At 72.0% G+C, this 20,752-nt stretch carries 29 protein-coding genes and 2 pseudogenes; 18 read left to right on the top strand and 13 right to left on the bottom strand.

The features are described from left to right. Positions 1-14 precede the first annotated feature (14 nt). Positions 15-1,514, bottom strand: coding sequence for an ArnT family glycosyltransferase (locus tag E4K62_RS07350; RefSeq protein ID WP_135065557.1), 1,500 nt, complete (start codon positions 1,512-1,514; stop codon positions 15-17). Between the two features lie 39 nt (positions 1,515-1,553). After that, positions 1,554-2,156 carry a M15 family metallopeptidase gene (locus E4K62_RS07345; protein WP_135065554.1) on the bottom strand — a complete coding sequence of 201 codons (603 nt, stop codon included), beginning with the start codon at positions 2,154-2,156 and terminating at the stop codon, positions 1,554-1,556. 87 nt (positions 2,157-2,243) lie between these two features. On the opposite strand from E4K62_RS07345, the gene E4K62_RS07340 reads away from it, so the two are divergent. Both E4K62_RS07340 and E4K62_RS07335 read left to right on the top strand, forming a co-directional pair. Beyond that, a complete protein-coding gene (locus E4K62_RS07340) occupies positions 2,244-2,915 on the top strand; it encodes a response regulator transcription factor (protein WP_135065551.1) in 672 nt (223 codons plus the stop codon). Further along, positions 2,912-4,009 (top strand): sensor histidine kinase, encoded by a 1,098-nt coding sequence (locus tag E4K62_RS07335; RefSeq protein ID WP_135065548.1) that lies wholly within the window; start codon positions 2,912-2,914, stop codon positions 4,007-4,009. Before E4K62_RS07340 ends, E4K62_RS07335 begins: the two co-directional genes overlap by 4 nt. Here E4K62_RS07335 and E4K62_RS07330 read toward each other — a convergent pair. Continuing rightward, positions 3,982-4,419 (bottom strand): VanZ family protein, encoded by a 438-nt coding sequence (locus tag E4K62_RS07330; RefSeq protein WP_135065545.1) that lies wholly within the window; start codon positions 4,417-4,419, stop codon positions 3,982-3,984. The genes E4K62_RS07335 and E4K62_RS07330 overlap by 28 nt on opposite strands. Before the next feature lie 144 nt (positions 4,420-4,563). Between E4K62_RS07330 and E4K62_RS07325 the strand changes: the two genes are divergently transcribed. Together E4K62_RS07325 and E4K62_RS07320 are read left to right on the top strand one after the other, a co-directional pair. Further along, positions 4,564-6,129 (top strand): sodium-dependent transporter, encoded by a 1,566-nt coding sequence (locus E4K62_RS07325; protein ID WP_135065542.1) that lies wholly within the window; start codon positions 4,564-4,566, stop codon positions 6,127-6,129. Continuing rightward, entirely contained in the window at positions 6,126-6,293 is a 168-nt protein-coding gene (locus E4K62_RS07320; protein ID WP_135065539.1) for a methionine/alanine import family NSS transporter small subunit, read from the top strand. The genes E4K62_RS07325 and E4K62_RS07320 overlap by 4 nt, the downstream gene beginning before the upstream one ends. Positions 6,294-6,302: 9 nt before the next feature. Here the strand turns inward: E4K62_RS07320 and E4K62_RS18985 are convergent, their stop codons facing one another. After that, positions 6,303-6,434 carry a hypothetical protein gene (locus E4K62_RS18985; protein WP_261799164.1) on the bottom strand — a complete coding sequence of 44 codons (132 nt, stop codon included), beginning with the start codon at positions 6,432-6,434 and terminating at the stop codon, positions 6,303-6,305. Then, complete coding sequence (locus tag E4K62_RS18665) at positions 6,431-6,577, bottom strand: hypothetical protein (RefSeq protein ID WP_167747753.1); 147 nt, start codon at positions 6,575-6,577, stop codon at positions 6,431-6,433. The genes E4K62_RS18985 and E4K62_RS18665 overlap by 4 nt, the downstream gene beginning before the upstream one ends. A gap of 270 nt (positions 6,578-6,847) precedes the next feature. On the opposite strand from E4K62_RS18665, the gene E4K62_RS07315 reads away from it, so the two are divergent. The 4 genes from E4K62_RS07315 (at position 6,848) to E4K62_RS07300 (ending at position 9,585) form a co-directional block, all read left to right on the top strand. Further along, positions 6,848-7,339 carry an FBP domain-containing protein gene (locus E4K62_RS07315; protein WP_135065536.1) on the top strand — a complete coding sequence of 164 codons (492 nt, stop codon included), beginning with the start codon at positions 6,848-6,850 and terminating at the stop codon, positions 7,337-7,339. A 128-nt stretch (positions 7,340-7,467) separates the two neighbouring features. Continuing rightward, a complete protein-coding gene (locus E4K62_RS07310) occupies positions 7,468-8,217 on the top strand; it encodes a glycosyltransferase family 2 protein (protein ID WP_240742855.1) in 750 nt (249 codons plus the stop codon). Beyond that, positions 8,210-9,019, top strand: a complete 810-nt coding sequence (locus E4K62_RS07305; RefSeq protein ID WP_135065530.1) for an endonuclease/exonuclease/phosphatase family protein — start codon at positions 8,210-8,212, stop codon at positions 9,017-9,019. The genes E4K62_RS07310 and E4K62_RS07305 overlap by 8 nt, the downstream gene beginning before the upstream one ends. Then, positions 9,016-9,585 (top strand): DUF2238 domain-containing protein, encoded by a 570-nt coding sequence (locus tag E4K62_RS07300; protein ID WP_135065527.1) that lies wholly within the window; start codon positions 9,016-9,018, stop codon positions 9,583-9,585. Before E4K62_RS07305 ends, E4K62_RS07300 begins: the two co-directional genes overlap by 4 nt. 9 nt (positions 9,586-9,594) lie before the next feature. Here E4K62_RS07300 and E4K62_RS07295 read toward each other — a convergent pair whose 3' ends face one another. Next, the gene (locus E4K62_RS07295) at positions 9,595-10,419 is read right to left on the bottom strand and encodes an endonuclease/exonuclease/phosphatase family protein (protein ID WP_135065523.1); all 825 of its coding nucleotides are present in this window, start codon (positions 10,417-10,419) and stop codon (positions 9,595-9,597) included. A gap of 62 nt (positions 10,420-10,481) precedes the next feature. On the opposite strand from E4K62_RS07295, the gene E4K62_RS07290 reads away from it, so the two are divergent. Continuing rightward, the gene (locus tag E4K62_RS07290) at positions 10,482-10,895 is read left to right on the top strand and encodes a DUF3054 domain-containing protein (protein ID WP_135065520.1); all 414 of its coding nucleotides are present in this window, start codon (positions 10,482-10,484) and stop codon (positions 10,893-10,895) included. A gap of 98 nt (positions 10,896-10,993) precedes the next feature. Next, positions 10,994-11,377 (top strand): cupin domain-containing protein, encoded by a 384-nt coding sequence (locus tag E4K62_RS07285; RefSeq protein ID WP_240742854.1) that lies wholly within the window; start codon positions 10,994-10,996, stop codon positions 11,375-11,377. Here the strand turns inward: E4K62_RS07285 and E4K62_RS07280 are convergent. Continuing rightward, the gene (locus E4K62_RS07280) at positions 11,370-11,876 is read right to left on the bottom strand and encodes a glycine cleavage system transcriptional repressor (RefSeq protein WP_135065517.1); all 507 of its coding nucleotides are present in this window, start codon (positions 11,874-11,876) and stop codon (positions 11,370-11,372) included. The two genes, E4K62_RS07285 and E4K62_RS07280, sit on opposite strands and share 8 nt — an antisense overlap. A gap of 87 nt (positions 11,877-11,963) precedes the next feature. On the opposite strand from E4K62_RS07280, the gene E4K62_RS07275 reads away from it, so the two are divergent. The 4 genes and pseudogenes from E4K62_RS07275 to E4K62_RS18870 all read left to right on the top strand — a co-directional run bounded on the left by E4K62_RS07275 (position 11,964) and on the right by E4K62_RS18870 (position 14,092). Next, complete coding sequence (locus E4K62_RS07275; protein ID WP_135065514.1) at positions 11,964-12,320, top strand: Cif family virulence factor; 357 nt, start codon at positions 11,964-11,966, stop codon at positions 12,318-12,320. A gap of 1 nt (position 12,321) precedes the next feature. Beyond that, the gene (locus E4K62_RS07270; RefSeq protein WP_135065511.1) at positions 12,322-12,615 is read left to right on the top strand and encodes a DUF503 domain-containing protein; all 294 of its coding nucleotides are present in this window, start codon (positions 12,322-12,324) and stop codon (positions 12,613-12,615) included. A gap of 128 nt (positions 12,616-12,743) precedes the next feature. Continuing rightward, positions 12,744-13,451 (top strand): annotated as a pseudogene (locus tag E4K62_RS19045) (DUF222 domain-containing protein); the annotation flags it as partial. Between the two features lie 71 nt (positions 13,452-13,522). Further along, positions 13,523-14,092: an HNH endonuclease gene (locus E4K62_RS18870; RefSeq protein ID WP_240742852.1), complete on the top strand. Its 570-nt coding sequence runs from the start codon at positions 13,523-13,525 to the stop codon at positions 14,090-14,092. Positions 14,093-14,113: 21 nt separating this feature from the next. Here the strand turns inward: E4K62_RS18870 and E4K62_RS07260 are convergent, their stop codons facing one another. From E4K62_RS07260 to E4K62_RS07250, 3 genes are read right to left on the bottom strand one after another with little or no spacing between them, the layout of a single operon-like run. After that, the gene (locus E4K62_RS07260; RefSeq protein ID WP_135065505.1) at positions 14,114-14,317 is read right to left on the bottom strand and encodes a hypothetical protein; all 204 of its coding nucleotides are present in this window, start codon (positions 14,315-14,317) and stop codon (positions 14,114-14,116) included. Between the two features lie 23 nt (positions 14,318-14,340). Beyond that, on the bottom strand, positions 14,341-14,661 hold the full coding sequence (locus tag E4K62_RS07255; protein WP_135065502.1) for a TraR/DksA family transcriptional regulator: 321 nt from the start codon (positions 14,659-14,661) through the stop codon (positions 14,341-14,343). A gap of 21 nt (positions 14,662-14,682) precedes the next feature. Next, positions 14,683-15,444: an SDR family NAD(P)-dependent oxidoreductase gene (locus tag E4K62_RS07250; RefSeq protein WP_135065499.1), complete on the bottom strand. Its 762-nt coding sequence runs from the start codon at positions 15,442-15,444 to the stop codon at positions 14,683-14,685. Here E4K62_RS07250 and E4K62_RS19015 point away from each other — a divergent pair. The 3 genes and pseudogenes from E4K62_RS19015 to E4K62_RS07240 form a co-directional block, all read left to right on the top strand. After that, positions 15,353-15,664, top strand: a pseudogene (locus tag E4K62_RS19015) (hypothetical protein); the annotation flags it as partial. The gene E4K62_RS07250 and the pseudogene E4K62_RS19015 overlap by 92 nt on opposite strands. Positions 15,665-15,728: 64 nt before the next feature. After that, entirely contained in the window at positions 15,729-16,379 is a 651-nt protein-coding gene (locus tag E4K62_RS07245) for an MmyB family transcriptional regulator (RefSeq protein WP_308195114.1), read from the top strand. 65 nt (positions 16,380-16,444) lie between these two features. After that, on the top strand, positions 16,445-17,479 hold the full coding sequence (locus E4K62_RS07240) for an FUSC family protein (RefSeq protein WP_135065496.1): 1,035 nt from the start codon (positions 16,445-16,447) through the stop codon (positions 17,477-17,479). 5 nt (positions 17,480-17,484) lie between these two features. Here E4K62_RS07240 and E4K62_RS07235 read toward each other — a convergent pair whose 3' ends face one another. Genes E4K62_RS07235 through E4K62_RS07225 form a run of 3 tightly spaced genes read right to left on the bottom strand, consistent with a single transcriptional unit; the run spans position 17,485 to position 19,724 of the window. Then, the gene (locus E4K62_RS07235) at positions 17,485-18,129 is read right to left on the bottom strand and encodes an SDR family oxidoreductase (RefSeq protein WP_135065493.1); all 645 of its coding nucleotides are present in this window, start codon (positions 18,127-18,129) and stop codon (positions 17,485-17,487) included. 52 nt (positions 18,130-18,181) lie between these two features. Next, a complete protein-coding gene (locus tag E4K62_RS07230) occupies positions 18,182-19,282 on the bottom strand; it encodes an NAD(P)-binding domain-containing protein (protein WP_135071073.1) in 1,101 nt (366 codons plus the stop codon). A gap of 28 nt (positions 19,283-19,310) precedes the next feature. Next, positions 19,311-19,724 (bottom strand): YchJ family protein, encoded by a 414-nt coding sequence (locus tag E4K62_RS07225; protein WP_135065490.1) that lies wholly within the window; start codon positions 19,722-19,724, stop codon positions 19,311-19,313. A gap of 110 nt (positions 19,725-19,834) precedes the next feature. Between E4K62_RS07225 and E4K62_RS07220 the strand changes: the two genes are divergently transcribed. Beyond that, positions 19,835-20,743, top strand: a complete 909-nt coding sequence (locus E4K62_RS07220; protein ID WP_135065487.1) for a hypothetical protein — start codon at positions 19,835-19,837, stop codon at positions 20,741-20,743. Positions 20,744-20,752 lie beyond the last annotated feature (9 nt).

Here is a 20,752-nt window from a genome sequence, read left to right as displayed (position 1 = left end):
CCGCCGCCGCACGGTCAGTCGAGGTGGCGGAAAGCCTCCCACATCGCCGTCCACCCCTGCACCGAGCCCCGGCACACCGTGATGGGCCTTCCCTGCTCCTCGTTGCCGACGCCGACGCCGTTGTCGAGTTCGTCGACGACCTCGCACGCGTCGAACAGATGCGTCACGAACCGGCCCTGTCCCCCGGCGATGACGACGGTGTCGGTGGCCTCCGCCGGTCCGCCGAGGTCCCACAGTGCATTGTGCCCGCTGAAGATCGGGACCCCTGTCGCGCCGAACCGGTCCACCGCTCCCGCCTCACCGTAATTGGAGGTGATGATCGCCTCCGCGCTGGAGGCCACGACGGCGGCGTCGATCTGCGCCGCGTAGCGCTCCCAGCCGACCTGGTCGCCCACGGCGGAGTTGATGTCGCCGATGCCCGATGCGGCGAGGGCCGGGAGCGGGAGGACCGGGAGCGCGACCACCGCGCACGTCGCGGCGTTGACGGCCACGAGGGTCCACGCCCACCGGGTGCGACCTCGGGTACGCACCCAGTCCGCGACCGGAACCGCGCCCACCGCAACGAGCACGGCGAGCACGCCCGCTGTGTAGTAGAACTGCGTTCCGCCGACGAAGACGAACGCGACGATCACGGCGAAGGTCACGACGAGGAACCGCAGCGGACGCCACTGCGCTCGGCGCAGAACCCCGTGCAACGCGGCGACCCAGAAGACCGCCAGCACCGGACCGACCAGCAGGATCAGCATCGGCCACATGAGCACCCGCACCTCGGTGGCGTTGTCCTCGGCGAGTGCGGCCCCCATGGCCAGCTGTGGCCACCCGTGCGTCACCTGGTAGACCGCGCTCGGCAGAGCGAGGGCCGCCGCGGCGGCGACTCCGGCCCACAGCCACGCCGAGGCGAACCACCGGCGCGGACCGCACATGGCCAGTCCCCCGGCGATCCCCACCATGAGGACGACGACGAGGAGCTTGTTGAACGTGCTCGCGCCGATGATCGCACCGGCGGCGAGCCACCAGCGCCCGTCGTCGCGCAGGACGGCACGCACCGCGCACAGCAGCGCCGCCGGCCACACGAGCAGATCCAGGCTCGCCGTGAGCAGGACGTGCCCGAACATCAGCGTGAGGGTGGCACCGGCCATCCCCCACACCGTCAGAGCTTGCGCGAACCGGGTACCGCCCACTTCGCGCGTGATGAGCGCGAGCACCGGCAGCGAGAGTACGGCGCACAGCAGCGGAACGATCCTGAGCGCCACGACGCCGTCGCCGAACAGCGCGATCACCGCGTGGGCGATCACGGGGGTCAGCGGCGGCTGATCGACGTAGCCGGGTTGCAGCGGCAGCATCCGGAAGTACAGCTCGTCACGGTGATAGCCGTACAGCGGCGCGACCACCGCGAGGACGACCGCGAGGGCGAGCATGGCGGCAGCCACGGGGCCGAGCGCGAACTCGTGCCGCACGAGCGGCCGCTGCGGCCCGCGCACGGCACCGGCCCCACTCCCCCCGCCCCGGCGCACGACGACAGACTAACCGCCGCACGACGTCCCCGGTCGGACTCACGACCCCCGTTGCGAGGAGGCATCCGGCACCATGTCCGGGCACACCTCCCCCGGCTCGATGAGACGCTCGTAGTGCCACGGCTCGTTGGCGTACACCTGGCACAGGCCGTACTCCGCGCCGTGCTGGCTGAGCCACGACTGCGCGTCGACGGAGCCGATGTCCACCGCCTCCCCCGTGACGTGACTGGATTCTTCGGGCGTCGCGACGAACTGCCGCGCGACGTCCTCGCTGCCGTAGGTCTCCACGGCGACGCCGAGCAGCCAGTCCTGGTACGCGGCGCTGCGCCATCCGCTCGTGACCGGGACATCCAGCCCCGCACCGGCGGCAGCGGTCGCCGCTTCCCGCATCGCGCCGAGCAGCGCCGGATCGAGCTCGCCGATGGCGGGGAGGTGATCGTCGTCCAACGAGACGGCCGCGCCCTCGGGGATGTGGCCGTCCTCCACGCGGGGACTGAAAGGTGCCGTCGCGAACGAGGTGGTGAGGCCGGCCACGACGATCACGCACGCCGCGACGATCGCCGCGAGGCACACGGCGAGCGCGACGAACGTGGCCTGGCGCACGCGGGAGGGAGCGGTCACGAGGGTGGTGGAGATCTGCATGCGACCCATCCCAGGCCGCGGGGCGTTGCCGGGGCGTATCCGACTTCCCCTACACCGGCGATATGCACCCCCGCCTAGCATGGGGGCGTGCGCGTACTGATCGTCGAGGACGAGCCCTATCTCGCCGAGGCGATCCGTGACGGTCTGCGCCTGGAGGCGATAGCCGCCGACATCGCCGGCGACGGCGACACCGCACTCGAGCAGCTCGCGATCAACTCCTACGACGTGGTGGTGCTCGACCGCGATATCCCCGGGCCCAACGGCGATGAGATCGCCCGCTCGCTGTCGCACGTGCCGGCCGGACCGCGCGTGCTCATGCTCACCGCCGCCGACCGGCTGGATGACAAGGTCACCGGCTTCGAGAGCGGCGCCGACGACTACCTCACCAAACCGTTCGCCCTGCGGGAACTGGTGCTGCGCCTGCGGGCGCTGCACCGCCGCCCCGCCATCGGCGCTCCGCCGGTGATGGAGCGGGCGGGGATCCGCCTGGACCCCTTCCGCCGCGAGGTCTACCGCGACGGACGGTACGTCGCCCTCACCCGCAAGCAGTTCGCCGTACTCGAGGTGCTCATGGCTGCGGGAGGGGGCGTGGTCAGCGCGGAGGAGCTTCTCGAACGCGCGTGGGACGAGAACGCCGACCCGTTCACCAACGCCGTGCGCATCACCATCTCCGCCCTGCGCAAGCGTCTGGGCGAGCCGTGGGTCATCGGGACGGTCCCCGGCGTCGGCTACCGCATCGACGTCGACCCGGCCGCATGACGGACCCCGGCCGATCCCGTCCGCCCGGGCTCTCGGTGCGCGTGAAGCTCACCCTGAGCTACGCGGGATTCCTCCTGGTCGCCGGCGTCGCGCTGTTCGCGGTGGGGTTCCTGCTGCTGCGGTTCGTGCCCGACGCGAACATCCAGGACCTCAGCGGCCTGTTCGTCCCCAACCGGTCCGACCTCATGGAGGTCTTCGTCCGGTACGCGTGGTGGGCTCTCATCGCCCTCCTGGCCTTCGGCCTCGCGGGCGGATGGGTTCTCGCCGGGTTCGTCCTGCGACCGCTCGGACGCATCACGGAGGTGGCGCGCCGCGCACGCGACGGATCTCTCGGATCCCGCATCCGGCTGCCCGGGCGCCGCGACGAGCTGACCGATCTCGCCGACGCCTTCGACGCGCTCCTGGAGCGCGTGCAGCACACGATCGACGAAGAGCGCCGGTTCGCCGCGAACGCCTCGCACGAGCTGCGCACGCCGCACACGATCGTCCGCACCCTCGTGGAGGTCGCGCAGGCCGATCCCGCCGGTCGCGACGTCGATCTGCTGCTCGCGCGCATCGGGGAGACGAACGACCGCGCAATCGCCACCACCGAGGCCCTGCTGTCGCTCGCGCGCGTGGGTCGTGGCGACGCACTCGAGCGCGAGCGGGTGGATCTGGCCGCGATCGCCGCCGAGGCCGTCACCGACGTGGCAGCGGATGCGACCGCCGCCGACGTGCGCATCGACACCGCCCTCTCCCCCGCAGCCGTGACGGGCAACGCGACGCTTCTCGCCCGCCTGGCGGGCAACCTCGTCCACAACGCCGTCATCCACAACGGCACAGGGGGCCGTGTGCGCGTCACCACGATGGATGCGCCGGGCGGGGCGTCGTTGGAGGTCGTCAACACCGGCGCCGTGATCGATCCGGCCGTGGCCGCCACCCTGACGGAGCCGTTCGTGCGCGGAGCCGGCCGCGCGCGGGGCTCCGACGGCCCGCAGGGATCGGGTCTGGGCCTGGCCCTCGTCGCCGCGATCGTGCACGCCCATCGCGGAACGCTGGAGGTCATCGCACGCCGCGAGGGCGGGCTTCACGTGCGTGTGACGCTGCCTCGCTGAGCCCGCGCGGCGACGGCGAGCGCCCGCACGAGCGTCACCGCTCCGACGCCCACGGCACCGCCGACGGTGTTCCACAGCACGTCGGGGGGATCGGGCACCCGCCCCGGGATGCCCGCCTGGAGGTATTCCACGGCCACCGACACGACGAACCCGGCGGCCACGGCGAGCGGCCATCCGCGCAGCGGCAGCAGCAGCGCAAGGGCGACGCCCAGCGGGACGAACATCGCCGTGTTGAGCAGTCGCTCGGCCTCGGCGTACGCCACACCGCCGAACAGGGGCAGCGTCGTGGCATCCGCCCAGTCCAGGAACGCGCGGCGCGCAGGGCCGACGATCATGCGGGGAGCGAGCGTCAGCCCGGCGACGACGGCGAGGGCGATGGCGGCGAACAGACTCCGGACGAAGACGCGCATGCCGCCATCCCACCCCGCGTCGTGTTGCGTCGGCGTATGCGAACCGTCGATCCCCCCGGTCCCGGATCCGGGCGACCGGGTGCGCCCCTTCCCCGTCGGTGCTATCGTCCTGACCGCCCACCGTCCATCTCACCGAAGGATCGCATGAGCACCACGACGGCCCCCCGCGAGCAGTGGACCGGTCAGGTCGGCTTCATCCTGTCGGCCATCGGCTCGGCCGTCGGGCTCGGCAACATCTGGCGGTTCCCCGGTGTCGCGTACGAGAACGGCGGTGGCGCCTTCCTCATCCCGTATCTGGTCGCGCTGCTGACCGCCGGCATCCCGATCCTGTTCCTGGACTATGCGATCGGTCACCGCTTCCGCGGGTCGGCGCCGACGTCGCTGCGACGGCTGGGCGGGCCGCGCGGGCGCTGGCTGGAGTCGCTGGGCTGGTTCCAGGTGGCGATCGCCTTCGTGATCGGGCTCTACTACACCGTCGTGATCGCGTGGGCGGCGAGCTACTTCGTGTTCTCCTTCGACCTGCGCTGGGGCGACGACCCGGCCGGTTTCTTCTCCGGCGACTACCTGCAGACCGGTGACCCCGGCCTGAGCCTCGAGTTCGTCCCCGGCGTGCTGATCCCCCTGGCGCTCGTGTGGATCGTGACGATCGCGGTGCTCGCGGCGGGCGTGGCGAAGGGCCTGCAGCGGGTCAACGTCATCTTCCTCCCGCTGCTGGTGGTCGCCTTCCTCGTGCTGGTGGTCCGCGCGCTGTTCCTCGACGGCGCCGCGGTGGGCCTGAACGCGCTGTTCACGCCGAACTGGGCGGCGCTGGGCGATCCGAACGTGTGGATCGCCGCATACAGCCAGATCTTCTTCTCCCTCTCCATCGCGTTCGGCATCATGATCACCTACGCCTCCTACCGGCGCCGGCGCTCGAACCTGACCGCCCCCGGCCTGGTCGTGGCGTTCGCGAACTCGTCGTTCGAGATCCTCGCCGGCATCGGCGTGTTCGCCACGCTGGGGTTCTTCGCCGTGCAGCAGAACCTGGCCATCGACGAGCTGGAGGGATTGACCGGGGTGGGGCTGTCCTTCATCACCTTCCCGGCGATCGTCTCCGAGATGCCGGGCGGTGCGCTGTTCGGCTGCCTCTTCTTCGGCTCGCTCGCGATGGCCGGCTTCACCTCGCTCGTCTCGGTGCTGCAGGTGGTGTCCGCGGCTGTGCAGGAGAAGTTCGCCCTGTCGCGGCGGGCCGCCGCGCTGGGGGTGGGCACCGTCTCGGCGGTGCTGTCGGTGCTGCTGTTCTCCACCACGACGGGACTGCTGGCGCTGGATGTCACCGACCAGTGGGCCAACAACATCGGCATCGTCGCTTCGGCGGTGCTCGGATCGGTGCTCATCGTGTGGGTGCTGCGCCGGGCGGGCGAACTGCGCTCCCACCTCAACGCCGTCTCGACCTTCCAGGTCGGCCGCGTCTGGGTGGCCCTGGTGGGCGTGGTGGCCCCGGTCGTGCTGGGCTACATGCTCATCCAGCGGATCGTGACGCTGATCATCGAGGGGTACGGCGGCCTCCCCGGCTGGTATCTGCTCGCCTTCGGATGGGGCTCGATCGCATTCATCGTCGTCGCCACGATCGTCCTGTCCCTGCTGGCCTGGCGGCGGTCGCCGGATGAGTTCACCCCGTGGCCGCCGTATTCCGCGGCGTCCGCCCGTCGAGAGGAGCAGAGCTCATGACCGCCCTCGCGATCGTGTTCCTCGCTCTGGCCATCGTCATCCTGTGGGGCGGGCTCGTCGCCAGCATCCTCTATCTGCGGGCACGACCTGAGCGCGCCGACTACCCGCCGGGGGGCGAGGACGACGAGCGCCCCGCGCACGCCATCATCGAGCGCGACACCTGACCGGGCGGGTCAGTCGTTCTCGTCGGCCTCGTCGCTGTCGCGGCGCGAGGGCACGGGCGAGGCGGCCGGTGCCGCGGGGGGCGGCGGAGGAAGCTGATCGCTCTCCCCTGCGGCCAGGCGGGTCTTCTCCTCGGCGTTCACGCCTCGTCCTCCTCCTCGGCGACGTCGGCGTGCTCCTCGGCGGATGCGGCGTCTTCGCGCACTTCGTCGGTGACGGCGTCGGTGGGAGGCGCGTCGTCGGCTCGGGCGTCGTCGTCGTGCCGGCCGTGCGTGATGTCGCTCATGGGAGTCCTTTCGTCCGTTGCTTCCAGCCTCCTCGGCGCATCGTCTGCGACAAGACCCTGGACAACGCCCCCGGCGCCGCGTACGGGCGTAGCCTGGGACGGTGACACCGACGACAGAGCCCGCAGGGCGGATGGAGGTACCCGGCGCTTCCCGCGCCGGCACGAGGTAGCCCGGCATCGCCGCTCCCTCTCGCCTTCGGGCCTTCACCGCGCGACCGCGCACCGTTCCGCCTCGCCTCACCGGCGAGCGCTGTCACGAAAGTTCTCGTCATGCTCCCCGTTTCCGACGCCCACATCCGGGCCTCCTTCCTCAATGCGTCGCGCAGCGAACGCAAGAACCTCTCCCTGCCGGCCGGCTTCGACACCCTCGAGTGGGACAAGCTGGACTACCTCGGCTGGCGCGACCCCAGGCTCCCGCTGCTGGGCTACGTTCTCGTCGAACTGGACGGCGAGCTCGCCGGCGTCCTCCTGCGCCAGGCGGAGGCGCGTCCGCGCTCGCGGGCGCAGTGCGCGTGGTGCGCCGACGTGCAGCTGCCCAACGACGTCGTGTTCTTCAGCGCCCGGCGCTCGGGCGACGCCGGCCGGCGGGGCGACACCGTCGGCACGCTCGTGTGCGAGCACTTCGAGTGCTCGCGCAACGTACGGAAGCTCCCCCCTGTGGCCTACCTCGGGTTCGACGTCGAGGCTGCGCGCCAGCGGCGGATCGAGGCGCTGCGCGAGAACGTGGGCGGTTTCGTCCGCAGCATCCGCGACGGCACCTGACCGGCCCCGGGTACCCGCTCCCGGGTGGGGTGTCAACCGTGCCGGTGCGGCTGCGGGATCCCCATAGCGTGAAGGATGATCCCGAGAGTCGAGGATCCGGACGCGGGCCTGGAGGCGATGTGACACGCGTGTCTGTCGTCATCCCGGTCAAAGACGACGCCGCACCGCTGCGCCGCTGCCTACGCGCTCTGGCGCTGCAGACACGCGCGCCCGACGAGGTGATCGTGGTCGACAACGGCTCGTCGGATGACTCGGCGGCTGTCGCGCGGGAGGCGGGTGCCCGCGTGATCCCGTGCGAGCGCCCGGGGATCCCGGCGGCGAGCGCGTGCGGCTACGACGCGGCGACGGGCGACATCGTGCTGCGCCTGGACGCCGACAGCCTGCCGGCGATCACGTGGGTGCAGACGATGACGGCGGCGTTCGAGCGCCGCCCGCACGTGGGGGCGTTCACCGGCGGTGCGCGGTTCGTGGACGGACCGCGCCGGCTGCGGGCGCCGCTGGCGGCGGTGTACCTGGGCGCCTACACCGCGGTGTCGTACACCGCGCTCGGGCACCTCCCCCTCTACGGGTCGAACCTCGCCTTCCGCCGCGACGTGTGGCGGCGCGTCCGAGGGAAGGTGCATCTGTCCCCGGGCGTCCACGACGACTTCGACCTCGCCTTCCACGTCGGCCTGCGCTACCCCATCGGCTACGCGCGCCATGCCGCGATGGGGGTGTCGATGCGCCCCTTCGGCGATCCGCGCGCCTTCGCCGTGCGCACGATCCGCGGCGTGCGCACCGTCGTGGTGCACTGGCCGCAGGACTTTCCGCCGGTGCGCTGGGTGCATCTCCTGATGCGCCGCGCGCTGCAGTGGGCGGAGGCGGGACGCCGTGCCTGACACCGACGCGCTGATCGGACCCGCGCGGGCTCCGGAGCTTTCCCTCATGACGTTGAACGTGCTGCGTGCGCGCAAGGGATCCGCCGGGTGGCTGCGCCGGCGCGACCGCATGTACGCGCTGCTGCGCCGCGAGCAGCCGACGATCCTCGGCGCACAGGAGGTGCTGCCGCACCAGGCGGATGTGGTGCGCGACGCGCTGGGTCCCTCATACCGCTTCGTCGGCCGGGGACGTGACGCCGACGGCGGTGGCGAGGGATGCCCCGTGTTCTGGGACGACACGCGCCTGGAGCTGGTGGACTGGGACCAGCGCGCCCTCTCCACGCGTCCCGAGGTCGCCGGTTCGAGATCGTGGGGATCGCTGTTCCCTCGCATCCTCACCCGCGTGCGGTTCTCCGACCGCTCCACGGGGGCGCTGTTCGTGGTGCTCAACACGCACCTGGACGTGCTCTCGCCCCTCGCCCGGGCACGCTCGGCGGCGCTGCTGACCGAGAGCGCCGGGGACGGTGCGGCCCTCATCACAGGCGACTTCAACGCCGGGCCCGACTCGACAGCGCGGCGCCGACTGGCCGCGGCCGGGTTGTCGGACACGTGGGAGCTGGCGGCCACGCAGCTCACGCGGGAATGGGGCACGTACGCGAGCGGCCGCCGGCCCCGCTCGGGCGGGACCCGCATCGACGCGATCCACGCCCGGGGGTTCGACGTCGTGAGCGCGGGCATCGATGCGCGTCCCGTGCGCGGCGGGCGCCCCTCCGATCACCTGCCGGTGCAGGCGGTCGTGCGGATGCGGGGTGCCGGAGCGTGATCGAGCGGTTCCTGCGTCCGCCATCCGGCACCGCCGAGTGGCTCGCCGACGCGCTGCGGGTCGTGGGGCTGCTCAGCCTGTTCGTCGCCGGCTTCGTGTGGAGCCCCACCGACGCCGGTATCCTCGCCTTCACGCTCCCCGCCCTCGTGCTCCCCCGCTTCCTCGGGGTGCGGGCGGGGTTCGACATCCTCTTCAGCGTGTCGGTGCTCGTGGCGGCGTGGAGCAACGTCATCGACCTGTACCGCACCGTGCCGGGGTGGGACCTGCTGGTGCATTTCGAATGCACCGGCGTGCTGGCGGTGATGCTCTACGTCTTCGCCGGGCGCCTGCGGATCATCCCGGACGTCGTCGGGACGCGCCCTCCGGCCCGCACCCCCATCGTCCTGGCGACGATCATCGGCCTGGCCATCAGCGCCCTGTGGGAGATGGTGGAGTGGGCCGGGTACACCTTCATCACCGACGAGATCTTCGTCGAGTACGCCGACACGATCGGCGACATGGCCGCCGGCGGGCTCGGTGCCCTGGTGGGCGGGCTCATCGCCACGCGCGTGCACCTTCTGGAGTGAGTCTGCCCGTCAGGGCATCCACGACGCGCTCGGCATCGGACCGGTAGGAGCGGCCGGCCCTTCACCGACGGCGATGTCCGCCACGACGGGGTAGTGGTCCGAGGGCGGGAACCCGCCCGGCTCATCCCGGATGATCCAGGCCCGCGTCGCTTTCGCGCCCTCCGTGCCGGGCAGGTAGCGGATGTGGTCGATGCGCCGGTTCCACTGATCCGCGCACTCCGACGGCGCGAACCGGTTCGTCTCGCTCAGGGTCCGCGGGTCGGCACCCGGCTCGGCGGCGTCCCACGCGTCGTCCAGCTGCAGGCCGGCGAGCGCCGGCTGGCTCTGGTCGTAGTTGAGGTCGGCGAGGAGGATGCTGGGATTGGGTCGCTCGGCGCGATCCTCCCGCACGAGCCGCTGCAGTTCCGCCACCTGCAGGGCCGTCTCCTCGACCCGCTCCGGCTCCCAGCTCACCGCGCCGACCACGACCCTCATCAGCCCGTTGGGCCGTTCGATCGTCGCCACCAGGGCGGGATTGCGGCGCCCGTCCGAGGGCAGGTCCACGCGCTCGGTTCCCACGATCGGCCAGCGGCTGACCAGGCCGAGCCCCATGACGGCGCCGTCACCCTCCGGCGTGGCGGGCGGGAGGTCGCCCCCCACGAAGGCGGCGTGTCCGCCCAGCGCTTCGGCGAAGACGTCGGCCTGCGTCCGTGCGTCCTCTCCCCAGCACTCCTGGATGCCGAGCAGGTCGGGGTCCGTCGCCCGCGCCAGCTCGACGAGCCCCGGCTCCCGCTCCTCCCAGTTGTCGCCGAACCGCCACCACACGTTCCATGTCATCGCCCGGATGCTGTCCATGCGACGAGGGTAGGAGACCTCCCCGACACCGTCCACGGGAGCGATGCGGGGAGAATGGGAACATGTCGACTCGCCGCGCCGCCCTGGGCGCCTTCGCCCTCGACGCGGTCCTGGTCACCGTCTTCGCCGCCATCGGCCGGGCCACCCACGAGGGCGACCCGTTCGGACCGGGCGGATCCGGGCTCGCGCAGACCGCGTGGCCGTTCCTCGTCTCCCTCCTCGCCGGATGGCTCATCGCGGTGGCCTGGCGGCGCCCGGCCGCCGCCGTGCGCACGGGTGTGCCGGTGTGGGCGATCACCGTGGCCGGCGGGATGCTGCTGCGCGCGGTGTCGGGGCAGGGCACCGCGGTGGCCTTCATCGTCGTGGCCACCGTGACCCTCTTGGCCTTCCTCGTCGGGTGGCGCGCGATCGCCGCCGGGGTCGCCAGGCTGCGGCGCCGGGATCGGCATGCCGCGAGCGCCCGCGCCGCGGGCTGAGCACCGCCGCTGGGTCGCTCGCCCACCTGACAGCATTGCGCCGGAAGTTGGCACCATGACGCGTATCCGCCACCTGCCGGGTCGCGGACACTGGGCGGGTGAAGCAGCCCCACGCAACGGACATCGCCGCCGAACTCGAGCACGTGGTGGAGCACTGGACGCCCCGCGTCGTGGGCCGGGTGAACGATCAGTACGTCAAGGTGGCGAAACTCCTCGGCGACTTCGTGTGGCACGCGCACGAGGACGAGGATGAGCTGTTCCTCGTCGTGTCGGGGCGCCTGCGGATCCAACTCGAGAACGCCGACGACGTCGAGCTCGGCCCCGGCCAGTTCTACGTCGTGCCACGGGGCGTGCGGCACAATCCCGTCGCGGAGGAGGAAGTGCGCATCGTCCTCATCGAGACGGTGACCACCACGCACACCGGTGACGTCGTGGCCGACGGGAGTGTCTCCATCGACCAGCAGGTGGGCGACTTCAGCTGACGGTGAGGTCGACCTGGATCTCCGCGGCCACGCGCTCGAGCTCGCCGCGGACGTCGTTCACATCCAGCCCGGCCGGAACCCGCGCCTCGATCGACGCCTCGAACAGGCTCCCGCCCGACATCGCGGCATCCCGCACCTCTGTCGTCATCCGGTCGATGCTCAGGCCGTGGGCGCTGAGGGCAGCCGTGATCTCGCGCACGATTCCGGGGTGGTCGTTGCCGAGCACCTGCAGTGCCAGATGCCGGGCGGGTGCCTGGGCCGCGGATGCTGCCCCGACGGCAGCGACCGTCACCAGGCCCTCCATGCCGCTCAGCGCCTCGCGCAGCTCGTCGGCGCGGTCATCCGGCACCGAGACCTCCACGATCCCCGCGAACGCCCCCGACAGCTCCGCGAGCTGGCTGCTCCCCCAGTTGCCGCCGGCGGCGTCGACGACGGTCGCGACGGCGGCGACGATGCCGGCGCGGTCGTCGCCGACGAGGGTGAGCACGAGGGTGGTCATGGCGTCAGCGTACCGAGGGGACCTGCCCGGCCGCAGTCACCTTCGCAACACGTGGCGGCGGCGGCACGGAGCCGGTAGACCGGAGTCATGACACGTACGAGCGACTGGCTCGCCGGCTATGAACGAGCGTGGCGCAGCAAGCACCCCGATGATGTCCGCGCACTGTTCACCGACGATGCCGAATACTGTTTCCGCCCCGACGATCCCGAGCCGGCGATCGGAATCGACGCGATCGTGGCGATGTGGGGCGAGGACGAGCCGGCCGAGCCCGTGCACGACCTGCGGGTGCTCATCGAGAACGACGAGCTGGGCATCGTCACGGGATGGGTCGACTACCCCGGTCACGAGAAGTACTCGAATCTGTGGGAGGTCCACTTCGGCCCCGACGGCCGTGCGCGACGGTTCGTGGAGTGGTACATGGCCCAGCCCGCGCCGGCGTCGTGACATGTGGATCGGATGGATCCGGTTCGACCTTCTGCTCGGCGACGTGCACTCCCTCAAGGAGAAGCGCAGCATCCTGCGCCCCATCCTGGCCCACCTGAGCCGGCGCACCGAGGCGGCGGCCGCCGAGACGGGCGCGCACGATCTGCACCGCCGCGCGGAGATCGGAGTCGCGGTCGTCGCCGCGACGCCCGCGCACGTGCGCGACGTGCTCGACACCGCCGAACGCGTGATGGCGGAGCATCCAGAGGCGACTCTCCTCTCGGCCGGGCGCGGCCTGCACTCCAGCGACGACTGACGGCCCTGGCGGGGGTGCGGAGCGCATTCTGCACGCGGCGCCTGTGCACAACGCGGGTTCTCCACAGGCCGTCGCGGCCCCGGGTTTCCGGTGGCGGGAATGTCGGTGGCCCCCGCTAGCGTGAAGGAATGGAAAACAGCTTCGGGCCTGGGGAATTATCCACCGGGGATGCCGCCCGCATGCGGGCCGGTCTGACTGGCGCGCGAGAGCAGGAAGCGATCATCGCCCGAGCGCAGGCGGCGCGGATCCGCCACCACGCCGCGCTCGTCGAGGTCACCCTGGAGCAGACGGCGCGCATGACGTCGCGCGACTCCCGTGAGCGCGAGATGCCGATGCGCTCACTGGCCGCCGAGATCGCTTTCGCGACGCACGTGCACGACCTCACCGCGCAGAAGGAACTGAACGACGCCTACACGCTCGTGTCGAAGCTGCCTGCCACGGTGGTGGCATTGCAGGAGGCGCGGATCTCCCAGCGGCACGTCACGGTGATGCTCGATGTCGGCGTCGGAATCGACGACGACGATGTGCGCGAGGCATGGGAGCAGACGGTCCTCGATTTCGCCGTCAAGGAGACGCCGGGTCGGACGAAGGCGTACGCACGTGAGCTGGCCGAGGCGGTCAACCCGGTGGGGATGGACGAGCGCCACGCGCGCGCTGCGGAGACCCGCGGGGTCAGCATCCTCGATCTCGACGACGGGATGGCCCTCCTCCAGCTGCGCCTTCCTGCCGCCCTCGCGTACGGGATCCGTGACCGCATCCGCCGGCACGCGCGCGTGATCCGTGACGAGGCCAATGCCGAACGCGCCCGACGCGGCGACGATCCGGCGAGCGCACCGGATGCGGGGGCCGAGCCGGCGGTGGACGACGCACGCACGCTCGCGCAGATCGGTGCCGATGTGCCGCTGACATGCTGCCCACCGGCGCCCCCGCGATCGACCCCACCACCGGCGACCGGCACCCCGGCGGGCTGGGCGCGATCCAGGCGCACGTGCAGGTGGTCGTGCCGGTCCTCACGCTCCTGGGTACCGTCGGCTCCGGTGCGAGCCTGCACGGACAGGTCCCGATCGACCCCGACACCGCCCGGCTGCTCACCGCCCACGCTCCCGGGTGGGATCGGGTGCTGGTTCATCCGGTCACCGGCACGGTCCTCGAGGTCGACCGGTACACGCCCCGCCCGGATCAAAAACGGTTCCTGCAGGCGCGCGACCAGCACTGCCGGGGCTTCGGATGCCGCCAGCCCGCGCACCGCTGCCAGATCGACCACAATTCCGAGCACCACGACGGCGGCCGCACGGCCGTCGGCAACCTCGCCCACCTGTGCGTCCGCCATCACACCCTGAAGTCGGAGACGGCGTGGACGGTGCGGCAGCGCGCCGACGGGACGCTGGAGTTCACCAGCCCCCTCGGCAGCACCTACACCGACGAGCCGCCGCCCCGTGTGGTGTTCATCCCCGACACCGATCCGCCGCCCTTCTGACCCGGACCCGGCCCTCCACTGCTACGACGAAGCGGACACCCCCTGATCGGGTCGCAGCTTCGACGTGATCACGGCGTACCCCGTAGACCACCCCGTCATGACGGCGGCGAACCCGATGCCGGCAGCGACGAGCTGTGCCGGACTCGAGTCGACCGCCCCGCCGATGAACACGGCGACGAGCAGTGCGACGGCGAGAACGGCCGCGACGCTCATCCAGAGGCGCACCGACCGAAGCCTCGCGCGCTTTCTCATGCGCAGGCCACGCACAGGGAGGCGGTCGGGCGCACCTTCATGCGCTCGGCGGGGATGGGCCGCCCGCAGCGCGCGCAGATGCCGTAGGTGCCGTCGGCGATCCGGGCCATCGCCGCGTCGATCTCGGCCAGCTCGCCCAGCGCCGCCCGCCGCAGCGCGTCCACCCGCGACCACTCCCCCGACAGCGTCGACCCCTCAGGGTCGTGTTCGTCGTCGGCGGTGCCGTCGGCGCGATCGTGCAGCAGGGAGCGCTCGTCGGCGTCCAGGCGCTCGAGCCGCGTCAGGACGTCGCGGCGCAGAAGTTCCAGGTCCGGCATGCCTCCACGCTACGCCCGCTGTCACAGGCGCTGGCCGCCGGAGGCCTCGATCCGCTGCCCGGTGACCCACGCCATCCGTCGATCGAGGAGAGCGGCGACGGCCGCCCCGATGTCGTCGGGCTCGCCGATGCGGCCCATCGCGATCATGGGCAGCAGCACGGCACGGTACTGCTCGTCGTCGCGCACCGCTCCCCCGCCGAAGTCGGTGGCCGTCGCCCCCGGTGCGATGACGTTGACCGCGATGCGGCGGGGCCCGAGTTCGCGCGCGAGGTACACGGTGAAGGTCTCCACCGCGCTCTTGACCGCGGCATACACCGCCATGCCGGGGGCGGCCATGCGCGTGAGTCCGCTGGACACGTTGAGGATGCGACCGCCGTCTGCCAGCGCGGGTGACAGCTGCTGGGTGAGCAGCACGACGCCCGTGAAATGCACGGCGACGAGGCGGTCGATGCTGTCGCGGTCGAAGCCCCCGAGGGGCGCGCTGCCGCCGTAGCCGGCGTTGTTCACCAGCACATCGAAGGTGTCGCGCGCCCACACGGTGCCCAGGGTGTCGCGCAGCCGCTCCGCGAACTCAGCGAAGGTGTCGGGGGCGGTGGTGTCCAGCGGGAGTGCCACCGCCCGCCGCCCGCGCGCGTGGACCTCGGCGACCACGGCAGCTGCGGCCTCCGCGTCGCTCAGGTAGGTGAGGACGATGTCGTCGCCGCCGTCGGCGAGGGCGAGCGCGGCGGCGCGGCCCAGCCCACGGGAGCCGCCGGTGATGAGGATGATGCGTTCGTCGGTCATGCCTTCAGGCTCCGCCGCATCCGTCCGCCGATCCAGGTCGCGGCCATCGAGGGACCGGCGATCCCTGGCTCAGCGTCGCGCACGCGAGGAGGATGTGGGCATGCATCAGCTCGCCGAGTTCCTGCGCAAGCGCTGCGAGGCGCTGCAGCCCGAAGACGTCGGGTTGACGCGCGGTCCTCGACGGCGCACGCCCGGCCTGCGGCGGGAAGAGGTCGCCGCACTGGCGGGGATGTCGACGGACTACCTCAACCGACTGGAACAGGCGCGGGGGCCGCGGCCCATCCGTGCAGATCCTCGCCGCACTGGCCCGCGCGCTGCACCTCGACCGCGCCGAGCGCGACCACCTGTTCCGGCTCGGCGGGTACGCCGCTCCCGAGCGGATCGCTGCAGATCTGCACGTCTCCCCGGGGATGCAGCGGATCCTCGAGCGCCTGACCGACACACCCGCGCAGGTCGTGACGGAGTTGGGCGAAACCCTCGTCCAGACCGAGCCCGCCCGCGCGCTGCTCGGCGACGCGCGGCAGCTCGACGGACTGCGGCGCGTGGTGGTGTACCGCTGGTTCACCGAGCCGGAATCCCGGGATGTGTACGCGCGAGCGGACCACGACGCACGGGGGCGCACGTTCGTCGCCGAGCTGCGCGCCGTCTACGCCCGCACCGGCGACCGCTCACGTGCGGGCGCCATCGTCGCGGAACTGCAGCGGCTGAGTCCGGAGTTCGCCGCCGTGTGGGCCGACCATGAGGTCACCGAGAAGCATCCGATGACCAAGCGCTTCGCGCACCCCGACGTGGGGGAGTTGACGCTGGACTGCCAGACCCTGCTCGACACGGAGACGGGCCACCGTCTCCTGGTCTTCACCGCCACGCCGGGTACCCCCGACGCCGAGAAGCTCGACCTGCTGCGCGTCATCGGCACACAGCTGTCCGCCCGCTGAGGCGCGCGCGGCCCGCACTGCGCAACCCCGCCTCATCCGTCCCGTGTCCCTGCGACACTCGGTGCATGCGCATTCCCGCGACCTTCCGCTCCCCCCGGCGCGGGCCGCTGCTGCAGGTGCTGAAGTCGGCCATCGCGGTCGTCGCGGCGTGGATCGTCGCCGCCTGGCTCGTGCAGGGCCCGCCGCCGGTGTTCGCGGCCATCGCGGCGCTGCTGGTGGTGCAGCCGAGTCTGAACCAGTCGTTCACGAAGGCCATCGAGCGCAGCATCGGCGTGGTCGCCGGCGTCGTCATCGCATCGGTGCTCGGCATCCTGCTGGGCACCCATCCGTGGGTGACGCTGCTGGCCACGGCCGTCGCGCTCTTGGCGGCGTGGGCCCTCAAGCTCACCCCCGGAACGTCGAACCAGGTGGGCATCAGCGCGCTCCTGGTGCTGTCGCTGGGCACCGCGACGCCGGGATACGCCGTCGACCGGGTGCTGGAGACCCTCATCGGCGCGGTGATCGGCTTCCTGGTGAACCTCGCCGTCGTGCCGCCGGTGGCTGTCGGCCCCGCGCGCGAGAAGAGCGACGGACTCGGCAGCGAGATCGCCGACGCCCTCGACCGCCTGGCCGGCGCGCTCTCCCATCCCCGCACGAGGGCGGAGCTGGAAGAGCTGCTGCTGACCGCCCGGTTGCTGCGTCCCATGCGCGACGCCGCCGAGAAGGCCATCGACGATGCCAACGACTCGCTCACCTTCAATCCGCGGGGGCGTCAAGTGCGCGCCGCCGTCGCCCGCGCGCAGGAAGAACTCGACATGTTCGGCCCGATCAGCACGCAGGTGATCGGGATGACCCGTGCCGTCGTCGACCGCTACGACCCCGGCATCGTCGACGAGCCGTCGGTGCGCGCCATCGCCGAGCAGCTGCGCCGCGCCGCTCATGACGTGCGCCTGCGGGTGTCCGCCGGCGCGGTCGCCGGCCCGTCCGAGCCTCATCCGGGCGAGCCGCCCGCGCTCACGCGCCCGCTGCAGGTGACCGCGCCCTCGGCCGATCACTGGGTGCTCGTGGGGTCGCTGCTGGTCGATCTGCACCGCATCCACGAGAACCTCGTCGGCGACTGAGGCCCTCAGCGGGCGAGCGCCTCCGCGATCGGGGTGTCGCCGGAGCCGAAGCGGATGAAACGGCCCACGGTGTGGTCCTCGGCGAGCGCGGCGGCGATCACGGCGGCCACGTCGGCACGCGGGACGGCGCCGTCACCCTCGGGGTCGAGGGCGATGCGGCCGGTGGGCGGATCGAGGGTCAGGGCCCCCGGCCCGAGGATGGTCCAGTTGAGCGTGCTCGCACGCAGGTGGTCGTCGGCGGCCAGCTTCGCGTCCGCGTAGGCGTAGAACGGGTTGTCCGGATCCACGCCGTGGTCCGGCGATGACCCGATCCACGAGACCATCACGTACCGCCGTACGCGGGCGGCCTCCGCCGCATCCATCGAGCGGATCGCGGCATCGCGGTCGACGGCGTACGTGCGCTCGCGGCTTCCGCCGCCGGCACCGGCCGCCCACACGATCGCGTCGTACCCCTCGAACGCCTCGCCGAGGTCGGCACCGGCCTCCAGGTCGAGCACGAGGGGGGTGGCCCCGGTGGCCGACACGTCGTCGGCGTGCGCCGAATTGCGGATGACGGCAGTCACCTCGTCGCCGCGGGCCACCAGCAGGGGCGCCAGGAGGAGGGCGACCTTGCCATGGCCGCCGAGGATGAGAACACGGGAATCAGTCACGCCCCCACGCTAGGGGCCGCACCCGCGCCGAAACGAGGGCTTGACGCCGTGCTCAGGCGTCGACAGCAACCGGCTCGGCGGCGATCGCCGCAGCCACGGTGCGGCCGGCGCGGTTGGCTCCCACCGTCGAGGCCGACGGCCCGTAACCGATGAAGAACACCCGCGGGTCATCGAGCGAACGCGACTCGGCCACCCGGAAGCCGCCCTCCGGCGTCCGCAGACGCAAGGGGGCGAGGTGATCCAGTGCCGGGCGGAAGCCGGTGGCCCACAGGATGACGTCGGCGGCGAGAAACGATCCATCCGGCATGCGGACGCCGTCCTCCTCGATGCGGGTGAACATCGGCAGACGCTGCAGCACGCCGCGATCCCGCGCGCGCTCCGCCCAGGGCGTCCAGTGCATGCCGGTGACCGAGATGACGCTGCCCGGAGGCAGGCCCTGACGCACCCGCTCCTCCACACCCGCGATCGCGGCCACGCGTGCGGGGATGTCGAAGTCCTCCTCGATCCACTCGGGTTCACGCCGGGTCATCCACAACGTCGTCGCGACGCGGGAGATCTCCTCCAGCAGCTGCACGCCCGAGACCCCCGCTCCCACCACGATCACGCGCTGACCGGCGAACTCGTCGGCCGAGACGTAGTCGGCGGTGTGCAGTTGGCGTCCACGGAACAGCTCCTGGCCGGGGTAGTGCGGCCAGAACGGCCGGGTCCACGTGCCGGTGGCGTTGACGATGTACCGAGCCGACCACGCGCCGCGGTCCGTCTCCACGAGCAGCCTGCCGCGCGGGTCGGTGTCCATCGCGCGCACGGCGCGGACGGCGACGGGGCGCTGCACGTCCAGGTCGAAGCGCCGTTCGTACTCGGCGAAATACGGCGGCAGCACTTCCCGCGCCGGCGCGTCCGGGTCAGCCGGTGGGACCGGGAAACCGGGCAGCTCGTGGATGCCGTTGACCGTGGCCATGCGCAGCGACGCCCAGCGGTGCTGCCATGCGCCACCGGGCGCGTCCTCTCGGTCGAGCACCACGAAGGTGGCCCCATCCGCTCCGTGCGCCACCGGCGAGAACCCCCGACGACGCAGGTGGTAGGCGGCCGAAAGGCCCGCCTGCCCCGCCCCGAGCACGGCGACATCCACCTCGCGGCGCGCGTCGGTGTCCATACCCGCCAGAACCACCCGGCGACCCGCGCTATTCCGCGGCCACGTCGCCGTCGAGGTACAGCCAGCGTCCGCCGCGGCGGGCGAACCGACTGCGCTCGTGCAGGACCCCGCGCGAGGTGCCGCTGCGCCACGAGGCGCGGAACTCGACTCTGCCCTCGTCTCCCGCGATCGACGCGTCCACGATCTGCAGGCCCGTCCACTGCACGTCGGGATCGAGCTGCACCGGGTCGGGAGGACGCGTGCGCGGATGCCACGTTCGCTCGAGGTGACCCGCATCCCGCATCCGGAACGCCGTGTAGCGCGAGCGCATGAGCCGCTCGGGGGTCGGCGCGGGATCCCCGGCCAGGAGCGGCCCGCAGCAGCTGCCGAACGCTGCACCGCTTCCGCATGGGCACGGCTCGCCGTCGTCCGCGCGCACAGCGGAGGCGGCACCGAACGACATGCCCGCCACTGTATCCGCACTGCGCGGAGCGGGCTTTCCACACCCTCGCCGCACCACCGCCGCAGGGGGGACGGGATCCGTACCATGGGGCCACCGGCGAGAGGAGCACCATGTCCGGTCGCAGCGTTCCGCCGGCTCTTCATCAGCCGTATCCCGGCGCTCCCCCCGTCTACGGCCCCGACCCGCGTCGCACCACTCCGTCGCAGGGCCCTTCGGGGCTCGCCGTCACCGCTCTCGTCCTGGGTGCCGTATGCCTGGCGGCGGCGGTGGTTCCCGTCGCCGGGCGGCTCCTGCTGGTGCCATTGCTGCCGGCAGCCGTGATCGTGGCCGTCGTCGCGATCGTCCGCCGCGCGGTGCCGCGGGGTCTGCCCATCACCGCCCTCGTGCTGGCCGGGGCGTCGGCAGCGATCGCCGCCTGGTCGTTCGTGATTCCATGGGGCTTGCCGAGCTGGCCGTGGGAGGCGGGAGACGCACCGCCCGCCATCGACGAGCCGTTCGTGCCCGACGATCCGGGGAATGCGGACCCGCCGCTCGAGCCGGAGCTGGGTGTGCCGGGACTGGAGGGAGCGGGAGCTTCTCGGGCCGACCCGCTCGCGTACGGCACGACCATCACGATCGTGGACGAGAACTCCGGCTCGGACGTGTGGGCGATGACCGTCACCGCGCCAGAAGACGTCACCGCCGCATCCGGTGCGGTCGAAACGGAACCGGCCAACGGCGCGTACCTCGCGGTGACCGTCGAACTGACCAACCTCGGCGGCGACGTGCTGGATCCGGCGAGCGACTACGACTACTCGCTGTACTCGTGGCTGCTCACCGGCGATGGCGGGCGTGCCGATTCCGAGCATCTGCCCGAGCTGACCGGTCTTCCGTCGACGTGGGACATCCCTCCGGTGCCGGCGGGTGACACCGTGCGCTACGCGGAGGTGTTCGACGTGGCGACCGACGTGTCGGCGACCGGCTACTTCGTCTTGGAGCTGCCCGGCGACCGGCTGGTGTACTGGGGCCCTGCCGGCTGAGCGCAGGGT

Source organism: Microbacterium wangchenii, assembly GCF_004564355.1.
GTDB classification, from domain to species: Bacteria; Actinomycetota; Actinomycetes; order Actinomycetales; family Microbacteriaceae; genus Microbacterium; species Microbacterium wangchenii.
This window is presented reverse-complemented; position numbering and strand designations above follow the sequence as displayed.

What these genes read in the sequence shown, in the direction of transcription:
- E4K62_RS07345 (WP_135065554.1), bottom strand. Translation starts at nt 2,156, where the DNA reads ATGCAGATCTCCACCACCCTCGTGACCGCTCCCTCCCGCGTGCGCCAG.
- E4K62_RS07335 (WP_135065548.1), top strand. Translation starts at nt 2,912, where the DNA reads ATGACGGACCCCGGCCGATCCCGTCCGCCCGGGCTCTCGGTGCGCGTG.
- E4K62_RS07330 (WP_135065545.1), bottom strand. Translation starts at nt 4,419, where the DNA reads ATGCGCGTCTTCGTCCGGAGTCTGTTCGCCGCCATCGCCCTCGCCGTC.
- E4K62_RS07325 (WP_135065542.1), top strand. Translation starts at nt 4,564, where the DNA reads ATGAGCACCACGACGGCCCCCCGCGAGCAGTGGACCGGTCAGGTCGGC.
- E4K62_RS07320 (WP_135065539.1), top strand. Translation starts at nt 6,126, where the DNA reads ATGACCGCCCTCGCGATCGTGTTCCTCGCTCTGGCCATCGTCATCCTG.
- E4K62_RS18665 (WP_167747753.1), bottom strand. Translation starts at nt 6,577, where the DNA reads ATGAGCGACATCACGCACGGCCGGCACGACGACGACGCCCGAGCCGAC.
- E4K62_RS07315 (WP_135065536.1), top strand. Translation starts at nt 6,848, where the DNA reads ATGCTCCCCGTTTCCGACGCCCACATCCGGGCCTCCTTCCTCAATGCG.
- E4K62_RS07295 (WP_135065523.1), bottom strand. Translation starts at nt 10,419, where the DNA reads ATGGACAGCATCCGGGCGATGACATGGAACGTGTGGTGGCGGTTCGGC.
- E4K62_RS07290 (WP_135065520.1), top strand. Translation starts at nt 10,482, where the DNA reads ATGTCGACTCGCCGCGCCGCCCTGGGCGCCTTCGCCCTCGACGCGGTC.
- E4K62_RS07280 (WP_135065517.1), bottom strand. Translation starts at nt 11,876, where the DNA reads ATGACCACCCTCGTGCTCACCCTCGTCGGCGACGACCGCGCCGGCATC.
- E4K62_RS07275 (WP_135065514.1), top strand. Translation starts at nt 11,964, where the DNA reads ATGACACGTACGAGCGACTGGCTCGCCGGCTATGAACGAGCGTGGCGC.
- E4K62_RS07270 (WP_135065511.1), top strand. Translation starts at nt 12,322, where the DNA reads ATGTGGATCGGATGGATCCGGTTCGACCTTCTGCTCGGCGACGTGCAC.
- E4K62_RS18870 (WP_240742852.1), top strand. Translation starts at nt 13,523, where the DNA reads ATGCTGCCCACCGGCGCCCCCGCGATCGACCCCACCACCGGCGACCGG.
- E4K62_RS07255 (WP_135065502.1), bottom strand. Translation starts at nt 14,661, where the DNA reads ATGCCGGACCTGGAACTTCTGCGCCGCGACGTCCTGACGCGGCTCGAG.
- E4K62_RS07250 (WP_135065499.1), bottom strand. Translation starts at nt 15,444, where the DNA reads ATGACCGACGAACGCATCATCCTCATCACCGGCGGCTCCCGTGGGCTG.
- E4K62_RS07240 (WP_135065496.1), top strand. Translation starts at nt 16,445, where the DNA reads ATGCGCATTCCCGCGACCTTCCGCTCCCCCCGGCGCGGGCCGCTGCTG.
- E4K62_RS07230 (WP_135071073.1), bottom strand. Translation starts at nt 19,282, where the DNA reads ATGGACACCGACGCGCGCCGCGAGGTGGATGTCGCCGTGCTCGGGGCG.
- E4K62_RS07225 (WP_135065490.1), bottom strand. Translation starts at nt 19,724, where the DNA reads ATGTCGTTCGGTGCCGCCTCCGCTGTGCGCGCGGACGACGGCGAGCCG.
- E4K62_RS07220 (WP_135065487.1), top strand. Translation starts at nt 19,835, where the DNA reads ATGTCCGGTCGCAGCGTTCCGCCGGCTCTTCATCAGCCGTATCCCGGC.